The sequence below is a fragment of the Synechococcus sp. PCC 6717 genome (assembly GCF_022698185.1).
GTDB classification, from domain to species: domain Bacteria; phylum Cyanobacteriota; class Cyanobacteriia; order Thermosynechococcales; family Thermosynechococcaceae; genus Thermosynechococcus; species Thermosynechococcus lividus.
On sequence record NZ_JAKLTV010000013.1, the window covers coordinates 16,439 to 42,872 of the forward strand.

At 53.8% G+C, this 26,434-nt stretch carries 22 protein-coding genes; 10 read left to right on the top strand and 12 right to left on the bottom strand.

All coding sequences use genetic code 11. From position 1 onward, the window contains the following. The first annotated feature begins 170 nt into the window (after positions 1-170). The 3 genes from L5470_RS07610 to L5470_RS07620 all read left to right on the top strand — a co-directional run bounded on the left by L5470_RS07610 (position 171) and on the right by L5470_RS07620 (position 1,334). Positions 171-515: a hypothetical protein gene (locus L5470_RS07610; protein WP_099799289.1), complete on the top strand. Its 345-nt coding sequence runs from the start codon at positions 171-173 to the stop codon at positions 513-515. Between the two features lie 106 nt (positions 516-621). After that, complete coding sequence (locus L5470_RS07615; RefSeq protein WP_219724726.1) at positions 622-858, top strand: hypothetical protein; 237 nt, start codon at positions 622-624, stop codon at positions 856-858. Between the two features lie 197 nt (positions 859-1,055). Next, positions 1,056-1,334: a hypothetical protein gene (locus L5470_RS07620; RefSeq protein WP_499499177.1), complete on the top strand. Its 279-nt coding sequence runs from the start codon at positions 1,056-1,058 to the stop codon at positions 1,332-1,334. Between the two features lie 3 nt (positions 1,335-1,337). Here the strand turns inward: L5470_RS07620 and L5470_RS07625 are convergent, their stop codons facing one another. The 4 genes from L5470_RS07625 to apcD form a co-directional block, all read right to left on the bottom strand. Further along, the gene (locus L5470_RS07625; RefSeq protein WP_499499179.1) at positions 1,338-1,988 is read right to left on the bottom strand and encodes an IS110 family transposase; all 651 of its coding nucleotides are present in this window, start codon (positions 1,986-1,988) and stop codon (positions 1,338-1,340) included. A gap of 12 nt (positions 1,989-2,000) precedes the next feature. Continuing rightward, positions 2,001-2,321, bottom strand: coding sequence for an IS110 family transposase (locus L5470_RS07630; protein WP_499499181.1), 321 nt, complete (start codon positions 2,319-2,321; stop codon positions 2,001-2,003). Positions 2,322-2,658: 337 nt separating this feature from the next. Continuing rightward, positions 2,659-3,783: a glutamate 5-kinase gene (gene proB, locus L5470_RS07635; protein ID WP_499499230.1), complete on the bottom strand. Its 1,125-nt coding sequence runs from the start codon at positions 3,781-3,783 to the stop codon at positions 2,659-2,661. A 77-nt stretch (positions 3,784-3,860) separates the two neighbouring features. Next, the gene (gene apcD / locus L5470_RS07640; RefSeq protein ID WP_448525430.1) at positions 3,861-4,346 is read right to left on the bottom strand and encodes an allophycocyanin subunit alpha-B; all 486 of its coding nucleotides are present in this window, start codon (positions 4,344-4,346) and stop codon (positions 3,861-3,863) included. A 375-nt stretch (positions 4,347-4,721) separates the two neighbouring features. On the opposite strand from apcD, the gene L5470_RS07645 reads away from it, so the two are divergent. Both L5470_RS07645 and L5470_RS07650 read left to right on the top strand, forming a co-directional pair. Further along, positions 4,722-5,933 carry an RNA-guided endonuclease InsQ/TnpB family protein gene (locus tag L5470_RS07645; protein WP_499499232.1) on the top strand — a complete coding sequence of 404 codons (1,212 nt, stop codon included), beginning with the start codon at positions 4,722-4,724 and terminating at the stop codon, positions 5,931-5,933. Positions 5,934-5,967: 34 nt separating this feature from the next. After that, a complete protein-coding gene (locus tag L5470_RS07650; RefSeq protein WP_499499183.1) occupies positions 5,968-6,741 on the top strand; it encodes an E3 ubiquitin ligase family protein in 774 nt (257 codons plus the stop codon). A 210-nt stretch (positions 6,742-6,951) separates the two neighbouring features. Here the strand turns inward: L5470_RS07650 and rsmA are convergent, their stop codons facing one another. Beyond that, the gene (gene rsmA, locus L5470_RS07655) at positions 6,952-7,752 is read right to left on the bottom strand and encodes a 16S rRNA (adenine(1518)-N(6)/adenine(1519)-N(6))-dimethyltransferase RsmA (RefSeq protein ID WP_499499185.1); all 801 of its coding nucleotides are present in this window, start codon (positions 7,750-7,752) and stop codon (positions 6,952-6,954) included. Next, entirely contained in the window at positions 7,753-9,042 is a 1,290-nt protein-coding gene (gene eno, locus L5470_RS07660; protein ID WP_499499234.1) for a phosphopyruvate hydratase, read from the bottom strand. 524 nt (positions 9,043-9,566) lie between these two features. On the opposite strand from eno, the gene L5470_RS07665 reads away from it, so the two are divergent. Further along, positions 9,567-12,056, top strand: coding sequence for a glycogen/starch/alpha-glucan phosphorylase (locus tag L5470_RS07665; protein ID WP_499499236.1), 2,490 nt, complete (start codon positions 9,567-9,569; stop codon positions 12,054-12,056). Between the two features lie 80 nt (positions 12,057-12,136). Further along, the gene (locus L5470_RS07670) at positions 12,137-13,402 is read left to right on the top strand and encodes an AmpG family muropeptide MFS transporter (protein WP_499499187.1); all 1,266 of its coding nucleotides are present in this window, start codon (positions 12,137-12,139) and stop codon (positions 13,400-13,402) included. 3 nt (positions 13,403-13,405) lie between these two features. Here L5470_RS07670 and L5470_RS07675 read toward each other — a convergent pair whose 3' ends face one another. Together L5470_RS07675 and L5470_RS07680 are read right to left on the bottom strand one after the other, a co-directional pair. Then, positions 13,406-15,682, bottom strand: a complete 2,277-nt coding sequence (locus L5470_RS07675; protein ID WP_499499189.1) for a heavy metal translocating P-type ATPase — start codon at positions 15,680-15,682, stop codon at positions 13,406-13,408. Then, positions 15,657-16,670: a bestrophin family protein gene (locus L5470_RS07680; RefSeq protein WP_499499191.1), complete on the bottom strand. Its 1,014-nt coding sequence runs from the start codon at positions 16,668-16,670 to the stop codon at positions 15,657-15,659. The genes L5470_RS07675 and L5470_RS07680 overlap by 26 nt, the downstream gene beginning before the upstream one ends. 305 nt (positions 16,671-16,975) lie before the next feature. Between L5470_RS07680 and L5470_RS07685 the strand changes: the two genes are divergently transcribed. Together L5470_RS07685 and recF are read left to right on the top strand one after the other, a co-directional pair. Beyond that, positions 16,976-18,610: an aldehyde dehydrogenase family protein gene (locus L5470_RS07685; protein WP_448526891.1), complete on the top strand. Its 1,635-nt coding sequence runs from the start codon at positions 16,976-16,978 to the stop codon at positions 18,608-18,610. A 67-nt stretch (positions 18,611-18,677) separates the two neighbouring features. After that, positions 18,678-19,811 (top strand): DNA replication/repair protein RecF, encoded by a 1,134-nt coding sequence (gene recF / locus L5470_RS07690; protein ID WP_099799800.1) that lies wholly within the window; start codon positions 18,678-18,680, stop codon positions 19,809-19,811. Here the strand turns inward: recF and L5470_RS07695 are convergent. Genes L5470_RS07695 through L5470_RS07705 form a run of 3 tightly spaced genes read right to left on the bottom strand, consistent with a single transcriptional unit; the run spans position 19,750 to position 22,712 of the window. After that, the gene (locus L5470_RS07695; RefSeq protein ID WP_099798125.1) at positions 19,750-20,139 is read right to left on the bottom strand and encodes an NDH complex assembly factor CRR9; all 390 of its coding nucleotides are present in this window, start codon (positions 20,137-20,139) and stop codon (positions 19,750-19,752) included. The genes recF and L5470_RS07695 overlap by 62 nt on opposite strands. After that, the gene (locus L5470_RS07700) at positions 20,136-20,981 is read right to left on the bottom strand and encodes a 3'(2'),5'-bisphosphate nucleotidase CysQ family protein (RefSeq protein ID WP_448526893.1); all 846 of its coding nucleotides are present in this window, start codon (positions 20,979-20,981) and stop codon (positions 20,136-20,138) included. The genes L5470_RS07695 and L5470_RS07700 overlap by 4 nt, the downstream gene beginning before the upstream one ends. Further along, positions 20,982-22,712, bottom strand: coding sequence for an ABC transporter ATP-binding protein (locus L5470_RS07705; RefSeq protein WP_499499194.1), 1,731 nt, complete (start codon positions 22,710-22,712; stop codon positions 20,982-20,984). A gap of 79 nt (positions 22,713-22,791) precedes the next feature. On the opposite strand from L5470_RS07705, the gene L5470_RS07710 reads away from it, so the two are divergent. Further along, positions 22,792-24,078 carry a PAS domain-containing sensor histidine kinase gene (locus L5470_RS07710; protein ID WP_499499196.1) on the top strand — a complete coding sequence of 429 codons (1,287 nt, stop codon included), beginning with the start codon at positions 22,792-22,794 and terminating at the stop codon, positions 24,076-24,078. On the opposite strand, the gene sesA is transcribed toward L5470_RS07710, so the two are convergent. Then, entirely contained in the window at positions 24,040-26,358 is a 2,319-nt protein-coding gene (gene sesA, locus L5470_RS07715) for a diguanylate cyclase SesA (RefSeq protein WP_499499198.1), read from the bottom strand. The two genes, L5470_RS07710 and sesA, sit on opposite strands and share 39 nt — an antisense overlap. Positions 26,359-26,434 lie beyond the last annotated feature (76 nt).

Genomic DNA, 26,434 nt, shown 5'->3' on the forward strand with positions numbered 1-26,434 from the left:
TGCAAAAATTTACACAACATAACAAATTACTGCACCCGACTTGGAGCTATACTTTCAGCATTACCCAAAACTAGTGGTAGCGGGTGAGTTCAGCCGTTAGCCTGTAAATTTGGGAACCCTTTGGGTGCAAGAGTGTTGCTTTTGACTCATTACTGAAGGAAATAAAGAGTATGGATCAACTCGTGAATATAATTGCTGCACTTGGTGTACCTGGTTTAGTGCTCGTAGTTGCTATGGCGGTTACAGGTTGGGCGGGTGCTGCTGCATTAACTGCGGCTTTAGCCGTTCTTGGAGGTCCATTTGGGATGCTTGGAGGAATTGCAGTTCTTGGAATTCTTGGACTAATCTCAAAAGGTTTGTCAGACTATGGGTTTGAAGCTATTTTCAAAGCAACTGTAGACGAGTTAAGGAGAAAAGGTAAGTCCAAAGTCGATATAGAGCAGGAGGTTGAATCATATCCAATTTCACGAGATTTGAAGCTGAAGATCAAGGATTACCTCCGGACAATGGCATAGTTATTGATTGTGTCGTATACCGAAAGGGGGGATTCAATACGCCTCATCAGCGCAAGAGAAGTGACACGAACCGAGCGAGAAGCCTATGAAGAGGGATAAGTCAGAAATGGAAGATGATTTACGGGCAGAGTATGACTTCAAGAGCCTCCGAGTCAGAAAATTAGGTTCTGGAAGAAAAAGCTTTGGTGGAACCACTGTACGGTTAGAACCTGATGTTGCAGAGATGTTTCCTAGTGCTGATGCGGTTAATGAGGCGCTACGGTTCTTGATTAGAGTGATGCGGGATAATCAGGCGATCGCTCCAACGGCACAGGCTAACAATTCAAATGCAGCGGACGATTGATAGTTATTGGTGCTGAGTTCGAGGTTGCTTGTCGCCGCTGATTTGAGCCGTTAGACCTCAGTGCTCCGGTTCTGTCAGCTTTCGGGTAGGTAGGCGATTCGCCCCCAATTGCCGAGGTTCGGTTCTTCTAGCGCTCGGTCAACCCGAAAACTCCTAGGTGCTTCTGAGTGAGCCGCAAAGGTTAAGCAGTGCTAGATTTGGGTCATAGTTTGAGGTTCCGAGAGGTGTCGGGGGGCGATCGCCTCTATCGCACCTTGAATCAGCGAGAGAGCTACGATCGCGAGGAAGGCGACGAACGATCCGAACTAGAGTATTTGCAACTGTTACGCCAAATCCGCGATCGCCAACCGGATCTGTTTGACAAAATCAAAAAGCTACCCCGCAAAGCTCGTACTGCCCAACGTGTAACCCTCTCGCCCAATTCTCTCTTTCCCTCACCCCCAGCCCCTCTCCCTAGGGAGAAGCGATTATCTTAAAAGTCAAGCAAATGATGATGCTGGAACAGCCGATTGACTCCCATCTGAGTTGGACGGCTGCCAGTCCGTACCATGGTTGAGCATGGCATTGAGAATTGTTAATAGCTTATGCATACAAGCCACTAACGCTACTTTGGTAGCCTTGCCCTTCGCTAATAAGCGGTGATAGAAGACGCGAATCACTGAATTATGGCGCACCGCCACCAAAGCTGCCATGTACAACAGTTGACGCACAGCAGCACGACCACCAACGATGGCGCGTTTGCCTTGCTTCTGCCCACTATCTCGGTTGAATGGGGCAACGCCCACCAGCACACTGATTTTTCGAGTGGACAACTGTCCCAGTTCTGGCAACAGGGCTAACAAGGTAGCGGCGACGACCTTGCCCACCCCTAGAACCGTCATCAGCCGCGTCTGTTTTGCCTGCCAGGGCTGACATGGATGGATTTGGGTGTCGATCTGCTCGTCTAGTTGCTGAATGCGGTCTTTGCGCCATGCAATGTGAGCTGCTATATCTGCTTGGGCTGTTCCGCGTAAGCCTGACAAGCGGTTTTGTTCAGCAGTCAGGAGGTCTACCAGTTGCCGCCTGCGGGTCACCAAGTCCTGAAGTTCTGCGTCCGCTTCGCTGGCCAATGAGCGAATCGGCGGTTTCATCGCTTCGCCAAACTAGGCTAAAATCGCGGCATCGACCGGATCGGTTTTAGCCAGTTGATTGGCAGCTTTGGCAACGTTTCGCGCTTGCCGAGCATTAATCACGACCACGGGATAGGCTAGCGTGGACAGCACCAACGCCACTGACCGCTCATCGCCGCCAGTGGATTCTAGAATCACCCGAGCGACCGCCTCAGGCGGACACAGGTGAGTCAGAAGTTCGCGAATCCCACTCGCGGTGTTGCTCACGCGAAAACTCTGCTTCTGGGGACGTAGATGTACATCTAGCCACCGCTTACACACATCAATGCCAATCCATTGTTCTTGATCCTGCATATCACTTTTGCGCCTGTCTGGGGGTAAATCAGGTGTTTACTCAGCCTTGCGTCATGGGGGTTCTACTGTCCCAACCGATGATTCGAGTTTGACCTGTTGCATCAGAGAGATGACCCTAGCTTCTCCACGATGTCTCGCATCTAAGGGGTGACGGTCTATCTCTCTAGTTTTAAGATACAAGGGTTGGGGATGAGGGCAATTCATAGCCACACTCAGCAATGCCGGAAACAAAATCATATTTGCGTCACCTGTGGGCGGCAATTCATTCTCTCTGGGATCAGTGGTTATAGCTGGCGGCACTACGAAACTGTCAAGGTATGGCAGGAGAAACTCATGACTACAGGGTCACCACCAAATTATCACGGTGGATAATTGTGTCTGCACCACTATAGCCAAGGATGCTGGCCAGTTCGGTGGACTGCTGCCCTTGAACGCGACGCACTTCGTCATTGTTGTAGTTCACCAGCCCGCGGGCCACTTCTGCCCCGTCAGGATCACAGAGCTTTACTGCATCTTGCGCTTGAAACTCGCCACACACTTTCGTAATTCCTGCCGCCAACAGGGAGCACCCACCCTCGGTAATGGCTTTGACTGCCCCGGCATCCAACCATAACTCGCCTTTCGGGATCAAGGCACGGGCAATCCAGCGCTTGCGGGCATTGATGGTTTTGGGTTTTGGTTCAAACTGGGTACCCAAGGACTCGCCCGCCATCACTTTCAGAATGTTGGTGGGCGATCGCCCATCGGTAATAACCGTTCGCACCCCCGCTTCAGTGGCAATCTCCGCTGCGCGAATTTTAGTGGCCATCCCACCCGTGCCCCACGGCGAACCCGCTGCCCCCACCTGTACCGTTTGCTCTAGGGCTGCAAGGGATTGAACCCGCTCAATGGGCACAGCCGTTTTATCCAACCGTGGATCCGCTGAGTAGAGACGATCCACATCCGTCAGCAAAAAGAGCCAATCGGCTTCGACTAAGCTGGCCACCAACGCCGAGAGGGTATCGTTATCTCCAAATTTCAGTTCATCCACTGCGACGGTATCATTTTCGTTGACGATGGGAATGACCCCCAAGTCAAAGAGAGCCTGGAATGTATTAAAAATATTGAGGTAGCTTTGGCGATCGACAAAGTTCTGTCGCGTTAACAGAATTTGGGCGATGGGCTGGTGCAGCACACTAAACAGATCATCGTACATCCGCATTAAGTGACCTTGCCCCACGGCTGCCACCGCCTGTTTTTGCGCCAACTGTTGTGGACGCTCCTGCAACCCCAGCCGCACTGCTCCTACGCCCACCGCTCCCGAAGATACCAGCACGACGCGATCGCCCCGCTGCCGACAGCCCCAGAGCACATCCACAAGCTGGGCGATGGTGGCCAGTGCCAGAGTTCCCTCCTTGCCCCCTGTCAAACTAGAGGTGCCAATTTTAACCACAATGGTTTGTGCCATGGTGCCTAACACGATCCACCATAAAAATATACCCCCGTCCCTAGGGCGGGGGATCGTACGCTAAAGGCGTTTATCGGAACGATGAGAGTACTTTAGGACATGGCTTGGATAATGTAGTCAAAGTAGGGAGCAGCAACTTCCGCCTCCTCGGCACTCAACAGCGACAAGGAGGCATCCTTCAGACAGCGAATGGCTTCTACCATACCAGCCATCGGCACCCCTAAGGAGTTGTACATTTCCCGCACCCCAATGAGTCCAGTGCGCTCAATGGGTTCCTTGTCCCCTGACAAAATACCGTAGGTAATTAAGCGCATATACCAGCTATAGTCGCGTAAGCAGAGGGCACGCTGTTTTTGGCCATAGGCATTACCACCAGGAGCAATAAAGTCAGGCCGCTTTTGCCACAGTTGCTTACTGGCTTGCTCTACCAACCGTTTTTCATTTTCAGCTAATGTCGTGGCAATGCGTAGGCGTTGCGCACCCGTTTCAAAAAAGTCACTAATTGCCTTGAGTTCGCCTGTGGTGGGGTAGCGCAATTCATCGTCCGCTTTGAGAAGAACCTGACTAATGACACTCATATTGCTAACACCGCTTAATACATTCCTCATTTTAGAGGACGGTGGTCGCCCGGTCACAGTTTTTTTCACCCCCTTAGCCTTTTGTGAATGTCCTACGCCTTTAGACAGCGGGTGAAAAGCTAACAAAGAAAGCGAAGTGCGGGAACGAGCAGAGCACCGTGGCGCTGCTGTCGATGACAGGGTTGGTGCTGAGGCATACATTCCCACCTAGACCTCCGAGGTGCTCCCGCCACAGCGAAGCTTGGCGGTCAGGAGGGGAGGAGCGCTGTCGAGCTTCGCTGCGCCAAAGGCGTATGAGTGCGGCTCAATACCGCCGAAATCAGTAATACTCTTGACCATTGCAGGCAATCTTCACGTGGTGGTAAAGTACCAACCATGAAACAAGTCTTGACACTCGTTGTAAAGCTTCAACCTACGCCTGAGCAAGCGTCCAAACTGGCGGCAACTCTTCAGGTGTTTGCTGATGCGTGCAACTATGTCAATGACAACACCCATCCCAAACTCACCAACAAAATCGCTCTTCAGTCCTTGACCGACCAGACCATCAAAGAGACATTCTCCTTGGTGGCCAACATAGCGCTCAGGGCGTGCGCTCGTGTGGCGGCAAACCGTAAGACTGCTAAACTCAAAGGCAAGCCTGTTAAACGGTTTGCACCAACCAGTATCGACTGTGGCAGCGATCTGTTTACCTTCAACGATAAGGAGTGGCAGGTTAGCCTTGCAACAGTTCAGGGCACAGAGAAGGTGAAGTTGGATGCAGGCCATTACCAAAGAGGCACACTCAAAGGGCGTCAGCCAACCTCGGCTCAGCTTTGCAAGCATCGAGACGGCAACGTCTATCTGCACATCCAACTGAAGACTGAAGCACCAGAGTCAGACCAATCAAGTCAATCAAGTAATGTGATTGGCGTTGACTTTGGACACAGAGATATTGCGGTTACGTCTGAAGTGGAAAAGTGGGACGGTCAGGACATTCAGCAAGTTAGAGATCGGTTGTCTAAGGTGAGAGCGTCGCTCCAAGCAAAACGCTCGAAAGGCACCCGATCGACTCGCCGCAGGGCAAGACAGAGTTTGCAACGGTTGTCGGGTAAAAATCGCCGTTATCAGCAATGGTTGAACCATCAAATCAGCAAAGCGATTGTGCAGCGGGCTAACGCCTTGAATGCTGTAATTGCTGTGGAAGATTTGACAGGTATCAGAGAATGCACCAACAAGCTGCCGCGCAACAAGACCGAGCGACGCAGCTCTAGTGGTTGGGCATTCTTTCAATTGCGTCTGTTTATCGCCTATAAGGCACTTCAGGCAGGCGTTCAGGTGCTTGCGGTTAATCCGGTATATACCTCGCAAATCTGTCACCAATGCCTGCACATTCATCCAGTGCAAGGCAAGTCTTATCGAAGTGGCAAGGGGTTTACTTGTGGCCATTGCGGTTGGCAGGGGGAGGCTGACTTGAATGGAGCAAACCTGATCAAGCGTTTGGGTCTGTCTTTAAACCAGCTTGGAGGAGCCGAGAAATTGTCTTGCTCTTTGAGTGAGCATATCTTGAGGGCTACTGAAAGCTCCCGTCTAGAGCACGTTAGCGCTTAGCGGAAGTTGTTTACAGAGGCGTTGAGAAGCAACAATGGGCATCTTTGGTGGCATTTTAGTTGTGGTTGCAGTTGTGCTGTTTTTTGTGCAACGCCACTATCGCCTGAAGCTACGCAGCCTCAAGTTAGCAACCCCATCCACCACCGCTGAACTGCATCACCTAGGGGAGCAAGTGGCACGGGAAATTGGCGGTGGCAATCTGCGCGAATATGTAAAAATTACAGGCCAAGTGACGACGGAGTCTCCCTTAACCTCAGAATTAAAGCAGGTGCCCTGTGTGCACTACAAAATGTCTGTCACGCGGGAGTACGAGGAACAGGTACGTGAGACAGATAGCGACGGGCGGACACGCTGGCGTACCGAACGTCGCTCTGACACCATTAGCAGCAATAGTCAGTCGATTCCCTTCCGTCTGCGCGATCGCTATGGTGACATTGAAGTGGATCCGACCGGGGCGGATATTGAAACTGTACAGGTCTTAAATGAGTTTCGCCCCGCCAATAATGCCAATCGGCTCTCCTTCGGGGCATTTACCTTGAATATTGGTACCTTGTCCTTCGGCAGTGGCACCACCCTCGGCTACCGCTATCAGGAATGGATTTTGCCCGTGGATCGCTCGGTTTTAGTGGTGGGGACTGCTAGCGACCAGACGGGAACCCTACGGATTGAGCGCCCAACTGCGAAGGGGCAAAAGTTTTTTATTTCCCTGAAGTCGGAAGACAGCCTCACCTCGGGTATGGCTGGAAGCCCCGTACTGAAGTACGGGGAGGAAAGCTCCTTTAGCAACTTTAGTTGTTTTAGGTTATAATAATACTGCGGACAACAGAAACGGCTATTTAAGGCACTGTTAACGGTCGATTGGGGGTGTTGTAAACCACCCCAGAGGCTCGTGGTTGGCTTGCTAACTGCAGGGCTACTAAAAGCTCCCTGCTTTAGCTGGGAGTAGTTTACTCAAGACACCAGTAATACCATTCTTTACACTGGTCTGGGGGCGGTGGCCTGTGGTGGCATCGGAGTGCTACTCATTTTGCTGAGCCTGTTCTAGCGCTTCGCTGAGGGCTAGCCAGTCTCTCAGGCTCAAGGCTTCAGCACGGCTCTCGGGAGGAAGTCCCAGTTCCGCTAAGACCTGACGAACAGCACTCGGATCAACCAGTGATTTTAAGGCATTGGCTAGCATTTTGCGGCGGGTGGCAAACCCCTGCTTCAGCAGCCGCTCTAACCACTGGGGGGAAGTCACCTGAGGTGGCGTTGGGTGAGGCCGTAAACAGATCACCATCGATTCCACTTTTGGGGGTGGCTGAAAGGCGCGCGGGGGAACGGCACAGACAGGTTCACAGGTGGCCAAGAACTGGCTACGTACTGAAAGGGCACCGTAGGCTTTGCTGCCCGGTTTGGCCATGAGGCGATCGCCAATTTCCTTTTGCACGAGGAGGATGAGGCGCTCAAAGGCGGGGGTGCGAGGCTGGCTCAGGGTTCCCAGTAAGTGTTCTAGGAGCGGGCCTGTGATGTTGTAGGGAATATTGGCCACTACTTTGTTACACCCCAAAGCCGCCAGATCAGTGCGCAGGATGTCCCCTTCCATCAGCACGAAGCGATCGCTACGGATCTGCCGCTTCAGGCTTGCACATAAATCGCGATCCAGTTCCACCGCAACCACCGCAACCCCAGCCGCCAACAGGGGACGAGTGAGTGCACCGCGCCCTGGGCCTACTTCAAGGACGCGATCGCCCGGTGTTAAGTGCGCCGCAGCAATCATCTGTGCCAACACCGCTTCACTGCGTAGCCAGTGCTGGCCAAACCGTTTGCGAGGTCGATTCACCTACTGCGGGCCTAACCCCACGGTCGGGGCATACACTGCCTGATCCCCCAGTTCCGCTTCAATGCGCAGCAGGCGGTTGTACTTGGCAACCCGCTCACTGCGGCACAGCGAACCAGTTTTAATTTGCCCTGAGCGAGTCGCCACGGCCAGATCCGCAATGGTGGTGTCTTCGGTTTCACCGGAGCGGTGGCTGATCACCGAGCGGTAGCCACTACGGGTCGCTAAGTCAATGGTTTGCAGCGTTTCAGTGAGTGAGCCAATTTGGTTGAGTTTGATTAAAATGGCATTGGCCACACCGCTGTCAATACCGCGCTTGAGGCGTTTGGGGTTCGTCACAAACAGATCATCCCCCACCAGTTGCACCCGCGTGCCTAACGCTTGGGTGAGGAGCCCCCAATTCTCCCAGTCTTCTTCTTGAAGGCCGTCTTCAATGGAAATAATGGGGTAATTGCTCACTAGTTGCTCATAGTAACTCACTAGCTCAGCGCCACTACGGCTGGCATTGTCAAAGGTATAGCAGCCATCTGTGTAGAACTCGTTAGCGGCAACATCAAGGGCGAGCGCCACTTGCGTACCGGGCGTGTAACCTGCGGTTTCGATCGCTTGCAGCAAAATATCTAGTGCCGCCTGATTCGATTCAAGGTTGGGGGCGAACCCACCTTCATCGCCAACCCCCGTGAGCAGCCCTTTATCCGCCAAGACCTTGTTCAGTGCCGCAAAGACCTCTGCTCCCCAGCGTAACCCTTCGCTAAAGCTAGGAGCGCCAACGGGCATAATCATAAATTCTTGGAAATCAATAGTGTTGGCGGCATGGGCACCCCCGTTAATCACATTCATCATCGGCACCGGCAGCACGTTAGCGAGGGGGCCACCCAAATAGCGATAGAGGGGTTGTCCAAGGTACTCGGCAGCGGCTTTGGCGATCGCCAAGGACACCGCCAAGATGGCGTTGGCACCTAAATTGCTCTTGTTCTCGGTGCCATCTAGCTCCAAAAGGCACTGATCAATCGCGGTCTGATCCAGCGCATTTTGATCCACTAAAGCACTAAGAATCGTGGTTTCAATATTTTCTACGGCGTGCAGCACTCCTTTGCCCCCGTAGCGCTTGGGATCGCCATCGCGCAGTTCGTGGGCTTCAAAACTGCCGGTTGACGCGCCACTAGGAACTTGAGCCAACCCGACCACGCCACAGTCTAGTTCAACTTCTGCTTCTACCGTGGGTCGCCCGCGGGAGTCTAAGATTTCCCGGGCACGAATGGTTGCGATCGCCGTATCCATCATGAGCATTATCCTGAGTATGCAGGTTAGATTTTACTGGTTTCGCACCGCTTTACCCAAGTACAGCCGGTTACGTTGGGGCAAGAATTCCAACTTTTTTTATACAGCTGAGCGCGGGGGCATGCCTTAAGTGCCTATCCCGCAACCACTCCATCGCGGATGACTGTAAAATCTTGTTAAGGAATTTAAGGGATGGTTGCGTTGCTGAATTCAGCCTATTCCTAGGGATCTTGTGTTAAGTAGGCTGCACAGGTTTGCTGAACCAGCGATCGCCCCGCAAAGATAGCAACTTCCCCACAGGCGCTATAAAAACCATGTAAACAGAGGTGAATTTTTTATTAAAAATCACGTACTAGTAGTCTAATGTACATTTTGCCAATCTGTATTAGCCTTAATCTAAGTTATTTCCGATTCCTCATAGAGCCAGTGTTTGCATGAGTAATTTTTCCGATTCCAACGGTCACGCCCCTAACTCCTCTGCTGTTCCACCAACCGATGACCATTGCGATCTCTACATCGAGAGCGATCGCACGGGCATGACGGTGCAAACCCTGAAGCGCGCCTTTGTCGATAACTTGCACTACATCCAGGGCAAAGATGCCACCTTTGCCACCCCCTACGATTATTTCATGGCACTGGCCTACACGGTGCGCGATCGCCTGTTGCACCGCCGCATTAAAACCGCCCAAACCTATTTTGAGCAGGATGCCAAAGTAGTTTATTACCTGTCGGCGGAATTTTTGATCGGGCGGTTATTGCTCAATAACCTCATTAACGTCGGCCTTTACGAGCAAGCCAAACAAGCCATGGCAGAGTTTGGGCTTGACCTGAATGAGCTGATGGAGCGAGAGCCAGAACCTGGCTTGGGCAATGGGGGCTTGGGTCGGCTGGCAGCTTGCTTTTTAGACTCCTTGGCCACCTTGGAAATCCCGGCAGTGGGGTATGGCATTCGCTATGAATACGGCATCTTTGAGCAAGTCATCACCAACGGCTGGCAGCACGAAGTACCCGATAACTGGCTCCGCTTTGGGAACCCGTGGGAAATTGCCCGCCCCGACTACAACGTCGAAGTGAAGTTTGGCGGCCATACAGAAGCCTACACCGATGCTCAAGGCCACTATCGGGTGCGATGGGTGGCAGGCACCACCGTTCTTGGCACCCCCTACGATACCCCCATTTCCGGCTACGGCAAAAATACCGTCAACACCTTGCGGCTGTGGAGTGCCCGCGCTGCCCAAGACTTTAACTTGCAAGTCTTTAATGCCGGGGACTATACCCAAGCGGTTTCGGAGAAAACCTTTAGTGAAAACATCTCCAAAGTTCTGTATCCCAACGACAATACCCCACAAGGGAAGGAACTACGGCTGCGGCAGCAGTATTTCTTTGTCTCGTGCTCACTGCAAGATATTATTCGGCTCTATCTGCGCAAGCACACCAGTTTTGATGCATTCCCCGAAAAAGTTGCCATCCAGCTAAACGATACCCACCCGGCCATTGGGGTGGCGGAATTGATGCGACTGTTGATTGACGAGTATCAACTGACGTGGGAGGAAGCGTGGGACATTACCCAGCGCACCTTTGCTTACACCAACCATACCCTTCTTTCTGAAGCCTTAGAACGCTGGTCTATTGATCTGTTTGGGCGACTGTTGCCGCGTCACCTAGAGATCATTTATGAAATTAACTACCGCTTTCTCAATGAAATCCGTCAGCGATATCCCGGTAATACCGCCCGCTTAGCACGGATGTCTCTGATTGAGGAGGGGCACCCGAAGCAGGTACGCATGGCGCACTTAGCCTGTGTGGGTAGCCATACGGTAAATGGCGTGGCCGAACTTCACACCGAGCTAATTAAACAGGAATTGATGCGGGACTTCTACGAGATGTACCCCGACAAATTCCAAAACAAAACCAATGGCATTACGCCACGGCGCTGGCTCCTCCTGAGCAATCCCCAATTGGCCAAGCTGATTACCGATACCCTCAACAGCGATCGCTGGCTTTACCACCTAGAAGACCTGCGAGGCTTAGAACCCTACGCGACGGATCCGGCGTTCCACGCCAAGTGGCAGAAGATTAAACAGGCCAATAAGGAACGCCTCGCCGACTACATCTGGCGCAACAATCAAATTGAAGTGGATCCCTACTCCTTATTTGACATTCAAATTAAGCGCATCCACGAGTACAAGCGCCAGCACTTGGCCGTGCTGCACATCATTACCCTGTACGAGCAAATTAAGGCCAACCCCAATATTGATATTCAACCGCGCACGTTTATCTTTGGTGGCAAGGCGGCACCCGGCTATTTCATGGCCAAGATGATGATCAAACTGATCAATTCTGTTGCGGCCATGGTGAACCACGACAGCGATGTCAATGGTCGCCTCAAGGTGGTATTCCTGAACAACTATTCGGTGTCTCTGGGGGAAATTGCCTATCCGGCGGCGGATCTCTCAGAGCAGATTTCCACCGCAGGAAAGGAAGCCTCAGGAACCGGCAATATGAAGTTTGCCCTCAACGGTGCGCTCACCATTGGCACCCTAGACGGCGCAAATGTGGAAATTCGCCAAGAAGTCGGGGCTGAAAATTTCTTCCTCTTTGGGTTAACAGCGCAGGAGGTGATGAGCCTCAAAGCGGAAGGCTACAATCCCCGTGACTACTACAACAGCAATCCGTTGCTGAAAAAAGTCATCGACAGCCTCATTTCCGACTATTTTTGCCCGCGGGAGCCGGGGTTATTTGAGCCAATTGTTAGCTCACTGCTCAATGACGATCAATACATGCTCTTGGCGGACTATCAGTCCTATATAGACTGCCATCAGCGGGCAGCGCAGGCCTTCCGTGATAAAGACCGCTGGACCCAGATGTCGATTTTGAATGTGGCGCGCATGGGGAAATTCTCTAGCGATCGCACCATTGCTGAATACTGCAAAGACATCTGGAAGATTGCACCAGTGCCCGTCTCCTTAGATGCGTGTCGGCCTGCCTTCCAGCCTGCACGAACCACACAAACCAGTAGTCTCTAGAGCCAAGCCCGCTGCCCAATCTAGTGAAGTGCTGTTCTTTGCTCTACACTGGACAAGGCTTGAGTAATGAGGAGAACAGCATGGCGGGGATCGGGTCAGCCCTACGGGTCTTTCAAAGCCGCAAGATGGCGGCACTCCTACTGCTGGGCTTTTCGTCCGGCTTGCCGCTGTTTCTCACCAGCCGTACCCTCCAAGCCTGGATGACCGTAGAGGGGGTTGACCTCACGGCGATCGGGCTGTTTAGCTTGGTGGGGCTGCCCTACTCCCTCAAGTTTCTGTGGTCGCCGCTTTTAGATCGCTATACCCTGCCGTTTTTGGGGCGGCGACGGGGCTGGTTGTTACTGATTCAAGGGCTACTGCTGGCGGCGATCGCCCTGATGGGGCTACAGAATCCGAGTGCCAGCTTACGGTTACTGGCGATGAATGCTTTGGCGATTGCGTTTTTAAGTGCCAGCCAAGATATTGCCGTCGATGCCTACCGCGCCGATGTGCTCGATCCCCTTGAAATGGGTGCAGGGGCGGGKATTTWTGTGTTGGGCTATCGAATGGCGCTCCTGATCACCGGATCCGCTGCGTTGATCTTGGCGGATCAACTGCCGTGGCCGCTAGTCTATGGCGTGATGTCGCTATTGATGCTGGTGGGGATGCTGACAACCGTTTGGGCACCGGAGCCTGAAGTACAGCCACCCGCTCCCCGCTCTTTGCGCCAAGCGGTGCTCCAACCCTTTTTAGATTTTTTTCAGCGGTATAGCTGGGGGACGGGGCTGATTATCCTAGGGTTTATTTGTTTGTATCGCTTGGGGGATGCTCTTACGGGGAATATGATGACCCCCTTTCTGCTGCAACAGGGCTTTAGCCAAACAGAAATTGGCGCTGTGCAGGGCGGAATTGGTCTCATTGCCACCATTGTTGGGGCACTGGCTGGGGGGGCTGCTATCAGTCAAATTGGCATTCATCGTGCCCTTTGGGTGATGGGAGGGCTACAGGCCTCTAGTAATGTGTCCTATTTTGTCTTGGCCAATGCGGGTGCAAATCCGGTTGTTATGATTGCTGCCATTAGTATTGATAATTTTTGTGCGGGGCTGGCGATCGCTGCGTTAACAGCACTTTTAATGAGCCTCTGTAACCCCCAATTCAGCGCCACTCAGTATGCACTCCTCTCCAGTTTATTTGCCTTTAGTCGAGATGTTCTGGCCGCTCCTGCCGGGAAAGCAGCGGAACTCATGGGCTGGCCCTTGTTTTTCCTCTTTACGATTGGTGCTGCCCTTCCCGCGCTGCTGCTGTTGCCCTTCTTTGCACCATGGCACCCCAAAGCCGATGTTCCCCGACCCGGCAGTGATGGCTAGCATTCAGGCTGGGCTGGGTGTATCGCTGCCGAGCCGCACAAAACTGCGTCGGGGGCGTTTTTTCCAAGGAATATCCAGCATACCCGTTTGGGAGCGGCCACTACTGATTTTATGCTTCACCTTCACAGGACGGTAGTCTGTGAGAATCCGCAGACTATTGAGTTCTGCTAATAGGGTTGCCCCATTGCTAATGAGCACCGCCAGCACTGGGTGTAGGCTCAAAAATACCCCTGCTAAGACCACACTGACGTTGGGAATAACCACCAAGGCAATGTTTTGGTTAATAATCTCCATGACTTCTTTACTGAGGGCGATCGCCTGAATAATCCCTTCAAGATTATTATTCATCAGTAAAATATCTGCCGTTTGCCGTGCGGCATCACTGCCCTCCGGCAGGGAAATGGAAATGTCGGCGTAGGCCATCGCCGCTGTGTCGTTAAACCCTTCCCCAACGTAGGCCACGACGTTTTCGACATTATTCTTAAACTTCTTGAGAATCTCCACCTTATCTTCTGGCAGGGTATTGGTATAAATTTGGCCAAGACGAAAGCCAGCGGCATAACCAACGGCGTTGGCAACTTCGTGGTGATCCCCTGTCACCATATAGCATTCAATGCCGCGACTTTGCAGATCGGCAATGACACTGGCCGTTTCTGGGCGCACCGGATTGCTGTAAAAAAGGACAGCCACCAGTTCACCATTACAGGCAACGCAAGCAAGGGAGCGATTCCAGAGCACGCCCTCGTGGGAGCGAAGTTCTTCAAGGTCGGCGTCAATATTGTTGTCAGTCATAAACTGGTGTGTGCCCACCAGAATCCGTTGCCCCTCTACCAACCCCATAGCACCGCGCCCGGGTTCATAGCTCCAATCTGAGTACTCGCCCGGCGAGATCCCCCGCGCTTGGGCGTACTCCATCACCGCTAAGGCAAAGGGATGGTTGATGTGCTGCTCAATGGTGCTGAGCCAGTACAGGAGGGTGTCTTCGCTAAGGTGTTCTTTGAGAATTTCCACCCCAGCAATGGTGCCCTTCACTTCCGTGAGAGTGCCGGTTTTATCAAAGACGATAATATTTACCCGCGAGAGTAGCTCAAGGGCACGACCATTGCGCACATACACGCCTACTTGGGGAGCATGGGTCAGGGCGGCCAAAATGGCTGTCGGAATGGTAATGCCAATCCCAGCGCCAAAGTCAAGCTGTAACGGGGCGATCGCTCGGTGAGCATCCAAGGTCAGCCCATACACAAGAGCAGAGACCCCCATGGCCGGTAAGATCGCTTGGTTAGAAATTTCTTCGGCGTAATTTTCAATGCGTGTATCGAGTTGGGGGGCTTGTTTGGCCAGTTGGAGCGTTTTCCCCACTTGGGTATCATTGCCAACGGCCTTAGCAGCAATACAGAGTTGCCCCCGCACCACCAAAGACGAGGCCAGCACCGCCTGCCCCGGTTCACAGGTCAGTAAATCCGACTCACCCGTCAAAAACTGCCGCTGAATCACCGCTGACCCCCAGAGCACCTCGCCATCGACAGGCACTGCCGAGCCAGCCGCCACAATGACGTGATCCCCCACGTGTAACTCACGAATTGAGACGTTACGACGACTACCATCCCGCTCAATCCAGTAGGTGCGCTGCTGATCAAGGGGATCAAACACTTGGGCTTCACCCACCTGTGCTGTCATGTCCCGCAGGCATCCCCCCATTTGGCTCATGAACACCGCTAGCACCGGAGCCATATACTCCCCTTGCAAGGTATGCAAAATCGTCCACAAGGATTCCAGTTGGGTGACGTTGAGATGGCGATGCTCAAGGCTTTCGAGGGCTTCCTGAAATGTGGGCAGAGCAATGATGGTAATGATTGTCGCGACAATTACTGGATAGAACGGAGTTTGCAGTGGCAATAGGGCAACAATGGCTAAGGCAGCCACGGGCAAGGCCATCTTTTGCAAAAAGTAGGCGGTGTTCCATGGGGAATACACCTGCTTGTCAATCGGCAGAATGGTGGGGCTGGGTAAGTCAGGGTCGGCGGCGCGACGGATCAGGGAACTAAACAGGGCAAGGTGACTCTCGCCATCGCTGTTATATTCGATGACAATACAGGCGGCAGCAGCATTGACGCGAATTTGCTGAACAACCTCCTGCTGCACCAACAGGTGCTGAAGTTGGCGCAGGTAGTGCTCGTCATAGCGCAGACGCGGAACCCGCAGCCGCAATCGCCCAGGAAGGTGATGAACCACTTCGTAGGCAATGGTTTGGGGGTCAGGATGAGTAGTGGTCATGGTCATGGGGAATTACCACATCGTCAAGGGAGGATTGGTGGGGTGCTGGCGTACTAATGAGGTCATGAATGTTTTGCTGCATCGTAATGCAGATTGCATCTAATGGTAAATCATTTAAGTCGCGGCCAAAGGGGTTTTCAATTTCAATGCCAATTTCCTCAACGCCAAAGAGGGTAAAGGCAATCAGACCCACCATTGGCCCTGTTAACCACCCTAGATCATCCACCAGTTGGAAGGGTAACAGCAGACAGTACAGCAGTAATAACTGCTTGAGGTGAATGGCGTAGGCCAAGGGGATCGGTGTTTTCAGGATGCGCTCACAACTGCCTAGGGCATCTACAAGCAGCACGAGTAACTCATCCATATAGGTGAGTTGATACAGAGACAACTGACCACAGCGGTGTTGTTGATGCAGATACGATTCTATCCATAGGGCAATGCGCAGCGGCACATTTTGTACCGATTGCAGTTCCCGATATTCGTGAGGGTCAAGGAATGGCTGAAGCTCTACAAAGGTTTCGTGGCGCAGGTGCTGCTTGGTGGCGATCGCAAAGGCGCCCACTAAGTTCACGGCTTTGATTTTGCCTTGGCGATCGGCGGCTGTTTGCTCATCAATGGCCGTCCACATCAAGCGGGTTAAGTTGCGGGAGGCGTTGATGATGTTCCCCCACTGTCGCCGTCCTTCCCAAAACCGCTCGTAGGCGGTGTTGGTACGAAACACAAGGAGTAACCCGAGCACAATAGAGGGGATTAAGCTGCCCAGAACTGGCCAATGCAGATTGACAATGTAAATGTCTGCCGCTGAAATCAACACCCCAAAGGCAACACAAAAAAGGACTTCTGGCAGAATAGCAGGAATGACGGAGCCGCGCAGCCGCAGCGCCAAGCGCAACCAATTTGGATCTAACAATAGCCGCTTAACGGCACTAGGACTGAATTGGCGCAGTTGGTGGTTGGGAGGCAAGTTCAAGCGTAAAAATGAGGTTCGAGGCATACATAATCCTAGAACGGAGTTGCGTTCCCAAACAATTACCTCTTTGGCTGCCACGAAAACTGGGATACGGTTACCGATACTTGGCATGCAACCCTCGAGGATGCGAAAGCACAAGCTGCGTTTGTAATTATCTATCGTTGTGGCGGATGAGTGCGGACGTTCGACCGTATGCCAGAATGGGTGGGAGATTACTTAAGTTGACATCCCCATCGTCGCTACGGCGGGGAATTCCGCGCGTCTTGTTAAGAAAAACCCTGTTAGCCGACAGCGGTTATTATTTATTTACAGGAGAATCGGCCTCATTTATGACTGTTGCAGTACCGGCAATTAAGGAACTCGAACGACTCCACCAGCAGGCGCGCCGCTGGCAAGAACTTTCTCCTCGAGAGCGCATCCCCTATTTGCAGCGCATGAAACACCTTGCTCGCCACCATGCCCAAAGGTGGGTAGAACTGGCCTGCCAGATCAAGGGGATTGACCGCGACTGGGTCGGCGAGGAGTGGACGACTGGACCGCTGGGGTTGATTCTCAAGCTAGACCACTATATCTATGCGCTGCGCCATAACGGTGTGCCGCCGGTGCCCCGCTGGCAAACCACCCCAACCGGACAGCGGGTGGCTCACATTCTGCCCCGCAATTGGCAAGAACGACTGCTGTGGTTTGGGGTCAGCGCTCAGGTGTGGTTACAGCCAGATCAGCCGGCTACCCAAGGCTCTGCCTACCGCAATCCGCCACCGCCGGGCGTTGCCGTGGTTTTAGGGGCAGGGAATATTACATCCCTGTGCTTGGCCGATGCCCTCTACCAACTCTTGGCAGCCAATCGGGTTGCGCTGCTAAAAATGAATCCGCTGCTGGATCCCTTAACAGACTGTTTTCGGCAAGTTTGTGCCCCACTCATTGAAGCGGGCTTTTTAGAGATTGTTACCGGGGATGGCACAGTAGGTGAGCAGCTTTGTCACCATCCCCTGACGCAGCATATTCACATCACCGGTTCCCACCATACCTATAACCGTCTGGTTTGGGGGGGGGCAATCCCAGATTCTCAGCAGCCACGCCTAACCACACCTGTGACTGCAGAGCTGGGAAATGTGACTCCCCTAATGATTGTTCCCGGGGACTGGTCAGCCGCAGAGCTGGACTACCAAGCGCGGCAGGTGGCGAGTGCTCTGGTTCATAATGCTAGCTTTAACTGCATCGCCGCCCAAATTGTTGTCACTTCTCGGGAATGGCCACAGCGGCTAGCCTTTTTGAGTGCCCTGAAGCAGCACTTGCAGGCTATCCCGCCACGCCCGGCCTACTATCCGGGGGCGATCGCCCGCTACGAGTCCTTTTTAGCGGAGTATCCCCAAGCTACAGTGCTCTCCCCCAAGCAGCCAGGCACGATTCCTTGGACCTTGATTGAAGGGCTAGACCCCACGGCTAACCCACGCATTTTTCAAGAAGAAGTCTTCTGCGGGCTACTGGCAGAGGTACAACTGCCGAGTAGGAATGCCCGCGACTTCTTAGCGATGGCGGTGCCCTTTGTCAATGAGCAGCTTTGGGGGACGCTGGGGTGCACTGTGATTATTGATCCGCGCACGGAGGCGCAGGAAGCAGATGCCTTTAACCAAGCGATTGCTCAACTGCGCTATGGTTCTATTGCGATCAATGCGTGGGTCTCCCTTGGGAATGGTTTGGGGTGTACCCCTTGGGGTGCGTTTCCCGGCCATACGCCTGCCGACATTGGTTCTGGGGTGGGGGTGGTTCACAACAGCTTTTTGTTTGATTACCCTGAAAAAGCTGTCATCCGCGCTCCTTTTCGGTTACCTGTAACCCCACCGTGGTTCTATGGTCACCGTAGGCTACCCGAACTGGCACAGGCAGTCATGGATATTTATACCAGTGGTAATCCCCTGAGCTGGTTCATGGTATGTTATTTCGCTTTAGGAAGCGTACATTAAGCCCCTGAGCGATCGCCCTGTCAGTCTATGGGCGTTGCACAATATCAGTATGATGCTTGGTCGGCCAGTGTATCTCAAGCGTTTAAGCCTGCGCCATTTTCGTAACTACCCTGAGCAAACGGTCTCCTTTACCGCGGCTAAAACGATTTTGCTGGGGGACAATGCCCAAGGGAAGTCCAACCTGCTGGAAGCGGTGGAATGGCTGGCCACCTTGCAGTCCCACCGTACCCCCCGCGATCGCGATTTGATTCAGCATGGCCACACCACTGCCCAGATGACGGCAGAGGTGGAACGGCAGGGGATTCCCCTTGAGTTAACGGGGGTGCTACGGCAGGGGGGAGGACGCAGCCTGCGGGTCAATGGCTGTACGGTGCGGCGCACCCTTGATTTTTTAGGCCAGTTGAATGTGGTGGAGTTTTCCTGTTTAGACCTCGACCTTGTGCGGGGAACCCCAGCGCTGCGGCGCTCATGGCTGGATCGCATTCTTGTGCAACTTGAACCGGTCTATAGTCAACTGCTCCAGAGCTATCAAAAAACTCTGCGGCAGCGCAATGCTCTGCTTAAGCAGGGCACAGGAATAGATGAAGGGTTATGGCAGGCTTGGAACCAGCAGCTTGCCGTCACAGGAACGCGGATGATGCGCCGTCGCCAGCGACTCATTGAGCGCTTAGCTCCCTTGGCTAGCCACTGGCATCAGGTCTTAAGTGGCGATCGCGAGGTGCTCACCCTTAGCTACCACAGCCATGTGCCCATTGCTGACCCCAGTCCCGAAGCAATGTTGGTCAGGTTTATGGAGCGTTTGGCAGAGCGCCGCTCGTTGGAACTCATCCACAAAACCACGCTGGTGGGCCCCCACCGTGATGATGTGGGGTTTGACCTCAACCATCAGCCAGCTCGTCAGTACGCCTCCCAAGGACAGCAGCGAACCCTAGTATTGGCGCTGAAACTGGCGGAGTTAGCTCTTGTGGAAGCTGTGGTTGGGGAGTCCCCCCTGTTGCTGCTGGATGATGTACTGGCAGAGTTAGACCTCTATCGTCAGCAGATTTTGCTAGAGGTGATGGGCGATCGCTACCAGACCCTGATCACCACAACCCACTTGACCCCCTTTGCCACTCCTTGGCGCTCCGATGCCCAGGTGCTTAAGGTGGCGGGGGGGCAGATTGCAGCCGTTGCTGGCACTGCTGTTGAAACCAGTAGCTAATTTGCGCGATCTCTAGCTCGGCGACGGTGACATTGGCGCTGGCGGCAATGATTCGCAGTTGCTTCAGGGCACTGATGAGAATCTGACCATACCACGTCATAAAACCCGCTTGTCGTTCTTCTTCTGCTTGCAGACGGGGATCTTTGGCAATGCAGTCATAGATCTGTGCCTCGGTGAGGTCGTCTAGGGGGCGATCGCCCACCGCTGCCTTGAGATAACGTAGGGTATAAACCGCAACCCGGATGGCAAAGCGATCCGCTGCGGGGAGCAGCAGTTGATCAATCCCTTGGCACTCGCTCACACTGAGGAGACTATCCGGGTCTATCATGGGTTGGCGGCTAAAAAGGCTTGCAGGCGATCGCCCACGGTGGAGCGCAGGCTGGGATGACACACCACCAACGGCTGCCAGTGCTGCACATCGGCTCGATTATAGCGGGGAACTTCGCCATTGGCATAGGTAAAGGCACCGCCCGCCTCCTGCATAATTAAATCCGGGGCAGCCAAGTCCCAATCTTTGGGGGCACTGCGACCGGTAAGGTTCACATAAAGATCGGCCTGTCCTTGACAAATAGTCGCGGTTTTGCAGCCCATGCTGCCCATGGGAATTTGCTGAACCCGGCCAAGGGTGCTTAAAAAGGCTCGTAGGCGATCGCCCCCATGGGAGCGGCTTATCACCACCCGCAACGGTTCCTGTGAAGCAGGGGGAGCAACCGTCAAGCGAGTACAGCCATGGCGGGTTTCCCGATAGGTGCCCGCGCCAGTAATCGCCGTAAAAAGAACCTCCTGCTCCGGCCACACCACCGCCGCCACACAGGGGCGCTGCTCATGCACCAAGGCAACGTGGATTGCATACTCCCCCGTCTGCTGCAGAAAGTCGTAGGTGCCATCGAGGGGGTCAATGATCCACTGGTAGGGCTGGGGCAGCGGCTGCCCGGGCTGGTAGGTCTCCTCCGTGAGGTAGCCAAACATCGTCTCTGGAAAATCGCGCTGGAGAGCGTGGCGCAAAAAAGCATCGATGGTTTGATCGGCAATCGTGACCGGATCGCCCCCCTTATCGGCAACCGCCAAATCCTGCACATGGCGGTAAAACTGACGCAACTGCTCTAGGGCTTGCCAGAGCACGGGGCGCAGTGTGGCTAAAACACGATGAAAATCAAGAGACTCAGACACTCAAGCCGCCTCAACGGATAGACCACGGGGAATGGCCGCAATTAGGGTGCGGGTATAGGGGTGCTGTGGCTGGGCATAGATCGCTTCTGCCTCGCCCATTTCCACAATTTCGCCATTGTACATAACCATGAGGCGATCGCTCATAAACTTGACCACATTCAGATCGTGGGAAATAAACAGATAGGTCAGCCCCAATTCCTGCTGCAGCTCCTTGAGTAGGTTGAGCACCTGCGCTTGCACCGACACATCCAGCGCCGACACCGACTCATCACAGACAATAAACTCAGGGTTCAGAGCAAGGGCACGGGCAATACAAATGCGCTGCCGCTGCCCACCGGAAAATTCGTGGGGATAGCGCCGCTGTGCTGCTGGGTCAATGCCTACCCGTGCCAGTAAGGTAGCGACCCGTTCTTGGCGCTGTTGTTTCGAGGGTGGCCGTCTGTGAATCACCATCGGTTCAGCTACCAAAGCACCAATGGTCATGCGTGGGTCGAGGGAGCTATAGGGGTCTTGAAAAATGAGTTGCATCCGCTGCCGTAGCGGGCGCAGTTGTCGAGGCCGCAGGTGCGTAATGTTGCGATCGCCAAACCAAATCTGCCCTTGGCTGGCGGGTACCAGACGCAGCAGGGCGCGCCCTAAGGTGGTTTTGCCACAGCCGGATTCCCCAACTAAGCCGAGGGTTTCTCCCCGGTGAATCGTAAACGACACATCCCGCAGCGCCTTGACGTATTGTTGCTTACCCTGCCCAGGATACTGCACCCAAAGATGCTCCACCCGCACCAAGGGAGGCTGAGCCGCCAATTGAGCTAAACGCGCCTGCTGCGCCGCGGCGGAGACAAGGGCTAAGGGGGGTGGAGTCTGGCTCATAAAATCAGCCACCGTTGGCAAAATAGCTAGGCGTTGCTCCAAGCGAGGGCGACAGGCCAGCAGGCCTCTGGTGTAGGGATGCTGAGGTGCCCGGAATACCTCGGCAACAGCACCCGCTTCCACAATTTGGCCACGGTACATCACCACCACCTGATCCGCCAAATCCGCGACAAGATTCAAATCATGGGTTACAAAAATCAGCGAGAGATGGTACTGCTGCCGTAACTCCCGCAACAGTTGCAAAATTGCTGCCTGTACCGTCACATCCAACGCCGTGGTGGGTTCATCGGCAATGAGCAGGGCTGGTTCTGCGGCGATCGCCATCGCAATCATCACCCGCTGGATCTGCCCCCCCGAGAGTTGATGGGGATACCGTTGCAAAAAGCGGTGCCGTTGATCTAGTGGGTCTTCAGGCTTAAGCAACTGCACCTGTTCAAGGAGGGCGATCGCCCGTTGCTGTACCTGCTGGCGGGGGAGTCGCTGCTGCGGATCAATGGCCTCTGCCAATTGAAAGCCAATAGTGTAAACCGGATTGAGGGAACTCATGGGTTCCTGGAACACCATACTGATCCGGCACCCCCGGATCTGTTGCATTTGTCGTTCTGAGCACGCCAAAAGATCGATCGCCCCCCCGTTTGGCTCCGGCTGAAACCAAGCACACCCCTGCGTCACCCGACCGGGGGGCAACAGTAACCGCAGCAGAGCCATACAGGTTACCGACTTTCCCGATCCCGACTCCCCGACAATGCCAAGGGTTTGCCCACGCTCTAGGGAAAACGACACCCCATCCACTGCCCGCACCGATTGCCCGACCTGTGGAAAATCAACGGTTAACTTGTCAACCTGTAAAAGTGGTGCAGACATTACGCAGACAAGATTCAAGATTAAGGAGTACAGCCAATTCCAGATAATCCTAGAATAGATGGGGTTTCCACATACGTCTATGGAACTTGCCTTTTTGGGGGTAGGGTTCCTGCTGGGGATAGGAGTCTGGCTCTGGCAGCGAACTCATCTACAGCGGCAGCTAGAAGCGATCCTTGCGCAATACAATGTCCATCCCCTCAGGTCGTCCCTTCCTCAGCGGGTGCAAACGGCGCTGGCCCAGCAGGCGATCGCCCAGCAACATTGCCTCAGTCAAATAGAGCAGTGTCAAGCCATCCTTGATGCGGCTCCCGTCGCCTATCTCGAAGTGGATGCTGCCAACCGTATTGTTTTCTGTAATCAACAGGCGCGTTCCCTCTTTCGACTCAGCACCCCCCACGGACGGCTGTTGCTAGAGCTAGTGCGCTCCTACGAGCTGGACTGCTTGATTGAAGAGGTACGGGAGCAAAATGCCATCACCGAGAAAGAATGGCTGTACGGATTTTTAACCCCAACAGGGCAAACCCGACGCAAACCCCTGCGGGGGCGGGGAATTCCCATTGCGGAGGCACATGTTGGGATTTTTCTGGAGGATCGCGRGGAGGTGACCCGCCTGCGGGATGAGCGCGATCGCTGGGCAACGGATGTCGCCCATGAACTCAAAACCCCCCTCACCTCCCTGCGCTTGGTGGCCGAAACCCTGCAACAGCGAGTTCCAGAGCCACTGCGAGATTGGGTCGATCGCCTCCTCGACGAAATTATTCGCCTCAGTTTACTAGTGCAGGAGTTGCTCGATCTCAACCGTCTTGCCCATACCCCCCTCAGTGAGATTGAGCGCCACTCCCTTGATCTGGTGCAAGTGATACACACTGCTTGGCAATCCCTTGCGCCCCTTGCCCAACATAAACAGATTGACCACACCTACACCGGCCCCGCCCAGCTCCCCTACTATGGCAACGAGGCACAACTGTTGCGGCTATTGGTCAACCTTTACGATAACAGCATCAAGTACTGTGGCCGTGGCGACCATGTGATGACGCGGCTGCTCCAAGCTAGCAGCGAAAGTCACTACCTATGCTTGGAAATTATTGATACTGGCAATGGGTTTCCCAGCAAGGATTTACCCTACATCTTCGATCGCTTCTACCGCGGCCAGTCACGGCGACATCGCCTAGTTCAACCGGCCACCGGCGATGTGACAACCGTTGCCCCCATTGGCAGTGGCAGTGGCTTGGGGCTGGCGATCGCCCGCCAAATTGTCGAGTGCCATGGCGGCTACATACAAGCAGCCAATCATCCTGAGTACGGTGGGGCGTGGCTACGCATTTATTTACCCATCACTAGCGAGGCTGGCACTGCCGCCCTCTAGGGTTTTTGCTACCCAGCGATTGCGCCCAGCAGCTTTTGCCTCGTACAGGCACTGATCCGCAAGCGCTAGTAGATCTGTCGGCGACAGCCCAGATTGGGGGATCGTTGTGGCAATGCCAAAACTGGCCGTCAGTGATGATCCAACTGTACTTTTCTCATGGTGAATGGCGAGGTCACGCAGCGCAGCCTGGATCTTTTTGACGATACAGATGGCACCCTCGAGATCGGTATTGGGCAAGAGCAAAACAAATTCTTCACCCCCATAGCGGGCAACCATATCCCCTGCGCGCTGCAGATGCTTTTCCAATAAGCGCGCCACCTGTTTAAGAACCTCATCCCCCTGCAGGTGGCCGTAGAAATCGTTATAGGCCTTAAAGCAGTCAATATCGATCATGATGAGGCTCAACGGCTGCTGCTCGCGCTGGCAGCGCCGCCACTCTTTGGGAAACAGATCATCAAAGCAGCGGCGATTGCCAATATCTGTGAGGCCATCGAGATAGATCATCTGCTGGAGGTTGGTGTTGCTGACTTCCAACGACTGATACATTTCTGCCTGCTGTAAAGCGACAGCTAACGGCTCAGCAATGCGCTGCAACAAAAAGACGTCTTCCCGCGTCCAAAGGCGAGGAGCACGGCACTGGTGTACAATCAACAGACCCCAAAGATCTCGACCACGCAACAGGGGGACAACCAAGTTAGCTTGGACGTTGAAGCTCAAAAGCATATTGCGGTGGCAGTCCATGATTTGTGCCTGTTGCACATCGCTGATCACTAATGTGCGGCCTTCTAAAAAGCGCTGAGCAGTGCCTTTAGTAAAGCAGGGATCGTGGATCAGCTGGCCGAGGATAGAGTACTGAGGCGCGGAGAGCGCTTCGACCTCAACCACACCAGCGCCATCAGCTAAAAAGCGGTAAATGAGGACACGATCGCTCAGGAGCAATTGCTGAATACTGGTGACGGCTCGCTGCAAAATATCTGCCAAGTTAATCGTTTGGCGGATATCTTGAATAATGGTGCTGACGATCAGCTCGCGCTCTAAGGCTGTTTTGAGGCGCTCTTCCGTACGCTTTTGCTCTGAGACATCCAGCAACACACCGTGAAAGCTGCGATTCTCTGGGTGAAACTGCCCGCGATCGTTGAGCCAGCGAAAGCGGCCATCGTGGTGCTGAATGCGATAGGTGGTGTTGTAGGAGCGCTGTTGAGCCATGGCCTGTTCAATCTCGCGCTCGGCCATAACCCGATCCTCCGGAGGAATCAAGGTCTGAAATGAGGGTAAATCTTGGGGGAAATAACCGGTGAGTTGATAAATATGATCGCTGACGTAGCTAAAACGCCAAAGGTTGTTGTCACTTCGACAATACAGAGCGACGGGCAAGTAGCTCATCAGGGTGTTGTAGCGCTGTTCACTTTCAGTAATAGCCGCTGTAATGGCTTGCTGCTGAGACAGTTGCCAGCGCAGCTCTGCCGTAGCTTTATTCAGCTCTTGCGTCAGAACCTGAATCAAACTCTCGGCTTCTGCAATGTCAATGGCAGCGAGAATATTACTCTGGGTAACAATCCCCACCATTGCCCCTTGCTCATCCACAACCACCACGCGGCGGATGTGGTGTTCCTTGAGCAGATGATTCACCTGCCAAAGATTCTGATACGGCTGTACCGTCAACACCGGCTGGGACATTGCCGTGGCCACCGTTCCCTCTAGCTTGCCGCCTGAGCGGCACAGAACCTCAAAAATATCCTTTTCGGTAATAATGCCACGGGGGCGGCCATTGACAGCGTCAGGAATCACCAGACTTGTAATCCCCCGCTCAGCCATGAGTGTGGCTGCCTCCTTCAGGGAGGCCTCAGCGCTAATGGTGGCCACCTCTTTGACCATGACATCGGCAACTGGCTTAATCCGCAGCAAGTCAATGGCGCGCAAACTATTGCGGAAGGCTTGGCGGGTCAGTATCCCCTCCACACGGCCACTGTTATTGACAATAGGCAGTGCATCTACGCCCAGATGGCGAAACTTTCCCAAAACGGTCAAAGGGTGATCGAGATCACTGAGGTGGAGGCAATAGTCTTGAGGCAGCATAAGGGTTGCTGCCGTGATGCGTTCTAGATCAGTGCCTTCTCCTACAGCACGTACCACTTCCCGCTGGGTAATCAAGCCGCAAAACTGACCCTGCTCTTCGACCACTAATCCTCGTCCTTGATTGCTGCTCAACCCTGCAATAATTTCAGCCAAGGAACCCGTAGGGGCAATAGTGACGCCATGTGGCTGAACTAATGTTTGCAAACTTAGGGTTGGATTGAATCGTTCCATGCGCTATAGTCTAAGCACTAATTCTAGTGTCCCACTTAACTTAGACTTA

Coding starts and splice junctions, on each gene's coding strand:
- L5470_RS07610 (WP_099799289.1), top strand. CDS start 171: ATGGATCAACTCGTGAATATAATTGCTGCACTTGGTGTACCTGGTTTA.
- L5470_RS07615 (WP_219724726.1), top strand. CDS start 622: ATGGAAGATGATTTACGGGCAGAGTATGACTTCAAGAGCCTCCGAGTC.
- L5470_RS07625 (WP_499499179.1), bottom strand. CDS start 1,988: ATGAAACCGCCGATTCGCTCATTGGCCAGCGAAGCGGACGCAGAACTT.
- L5470_RS07630 (WP_499499181.1), bottom strand. CDS start 2,321: ATGCAGGATCAAGAACAATGGATTGGCATTGATGTGTGTAAGCGGTGG.
- apcD (WP_448525430.1), bottom strand. CDS start 4,346: ATGAGTGTCATTAGTCAGGTTCTTCTCAAAGCGGACGATGAATTGCGC.
- L5470_RS07645 (WP_499499232.1), top strand. CDS start 4,722: ATGAAACAAGTCTTGACACTCGTTGTAAAGCTTCAACCTACGCCTGAG.
- L5470_RS07650 (WP_499499183.1), top strand. CDS start 5,968: ATGGGCATCTTTGGTGGCATTTTAGTTGTGGTTGCAGTTGTGCTGTTT.
- L5470_RS07665 (WP_499499236.1), top strand. CDS start 9,567: ATGACGGTGCAAACCCTGAAGCGCGCCTTTGTCGATAACTTGCACTAC.
- L5470_RS07675 (WP_499499189.1), bottom strand. CDS start 15,682: ATGACCATGACCACTACTCATCCTGACCCCCAAACCATTGCCTACGAA.
- L5470_RS07680 (WP_499499191.1), bottom strand. CDS start 16,670: ATGCCTCGAACCTCATTTTTACGCTTGAACTTGCCTCCCAACCACCAA.
- L5470_RS07685 (WP_448526891.1), top strand. CDS start 16,976: ATGACTGTTGCAGTACCGGCAATTAAGGAACTCGAACGACTCCACCAG.
- L5470_RS07695 (WP_099798125.1), bottom strand. CDS start 20,139: ATGATAGACCCGGATAGTCTCCTCAGTGTGAGCGAGTGCCAAGGGATT.
- L5470_RS07705 (WP_499499194.1), bottom strand. CDS start 22,712: ATGTCTGCACCACTTTTACAGGTTGACAAGTTAACCGTTGATTTTCCA.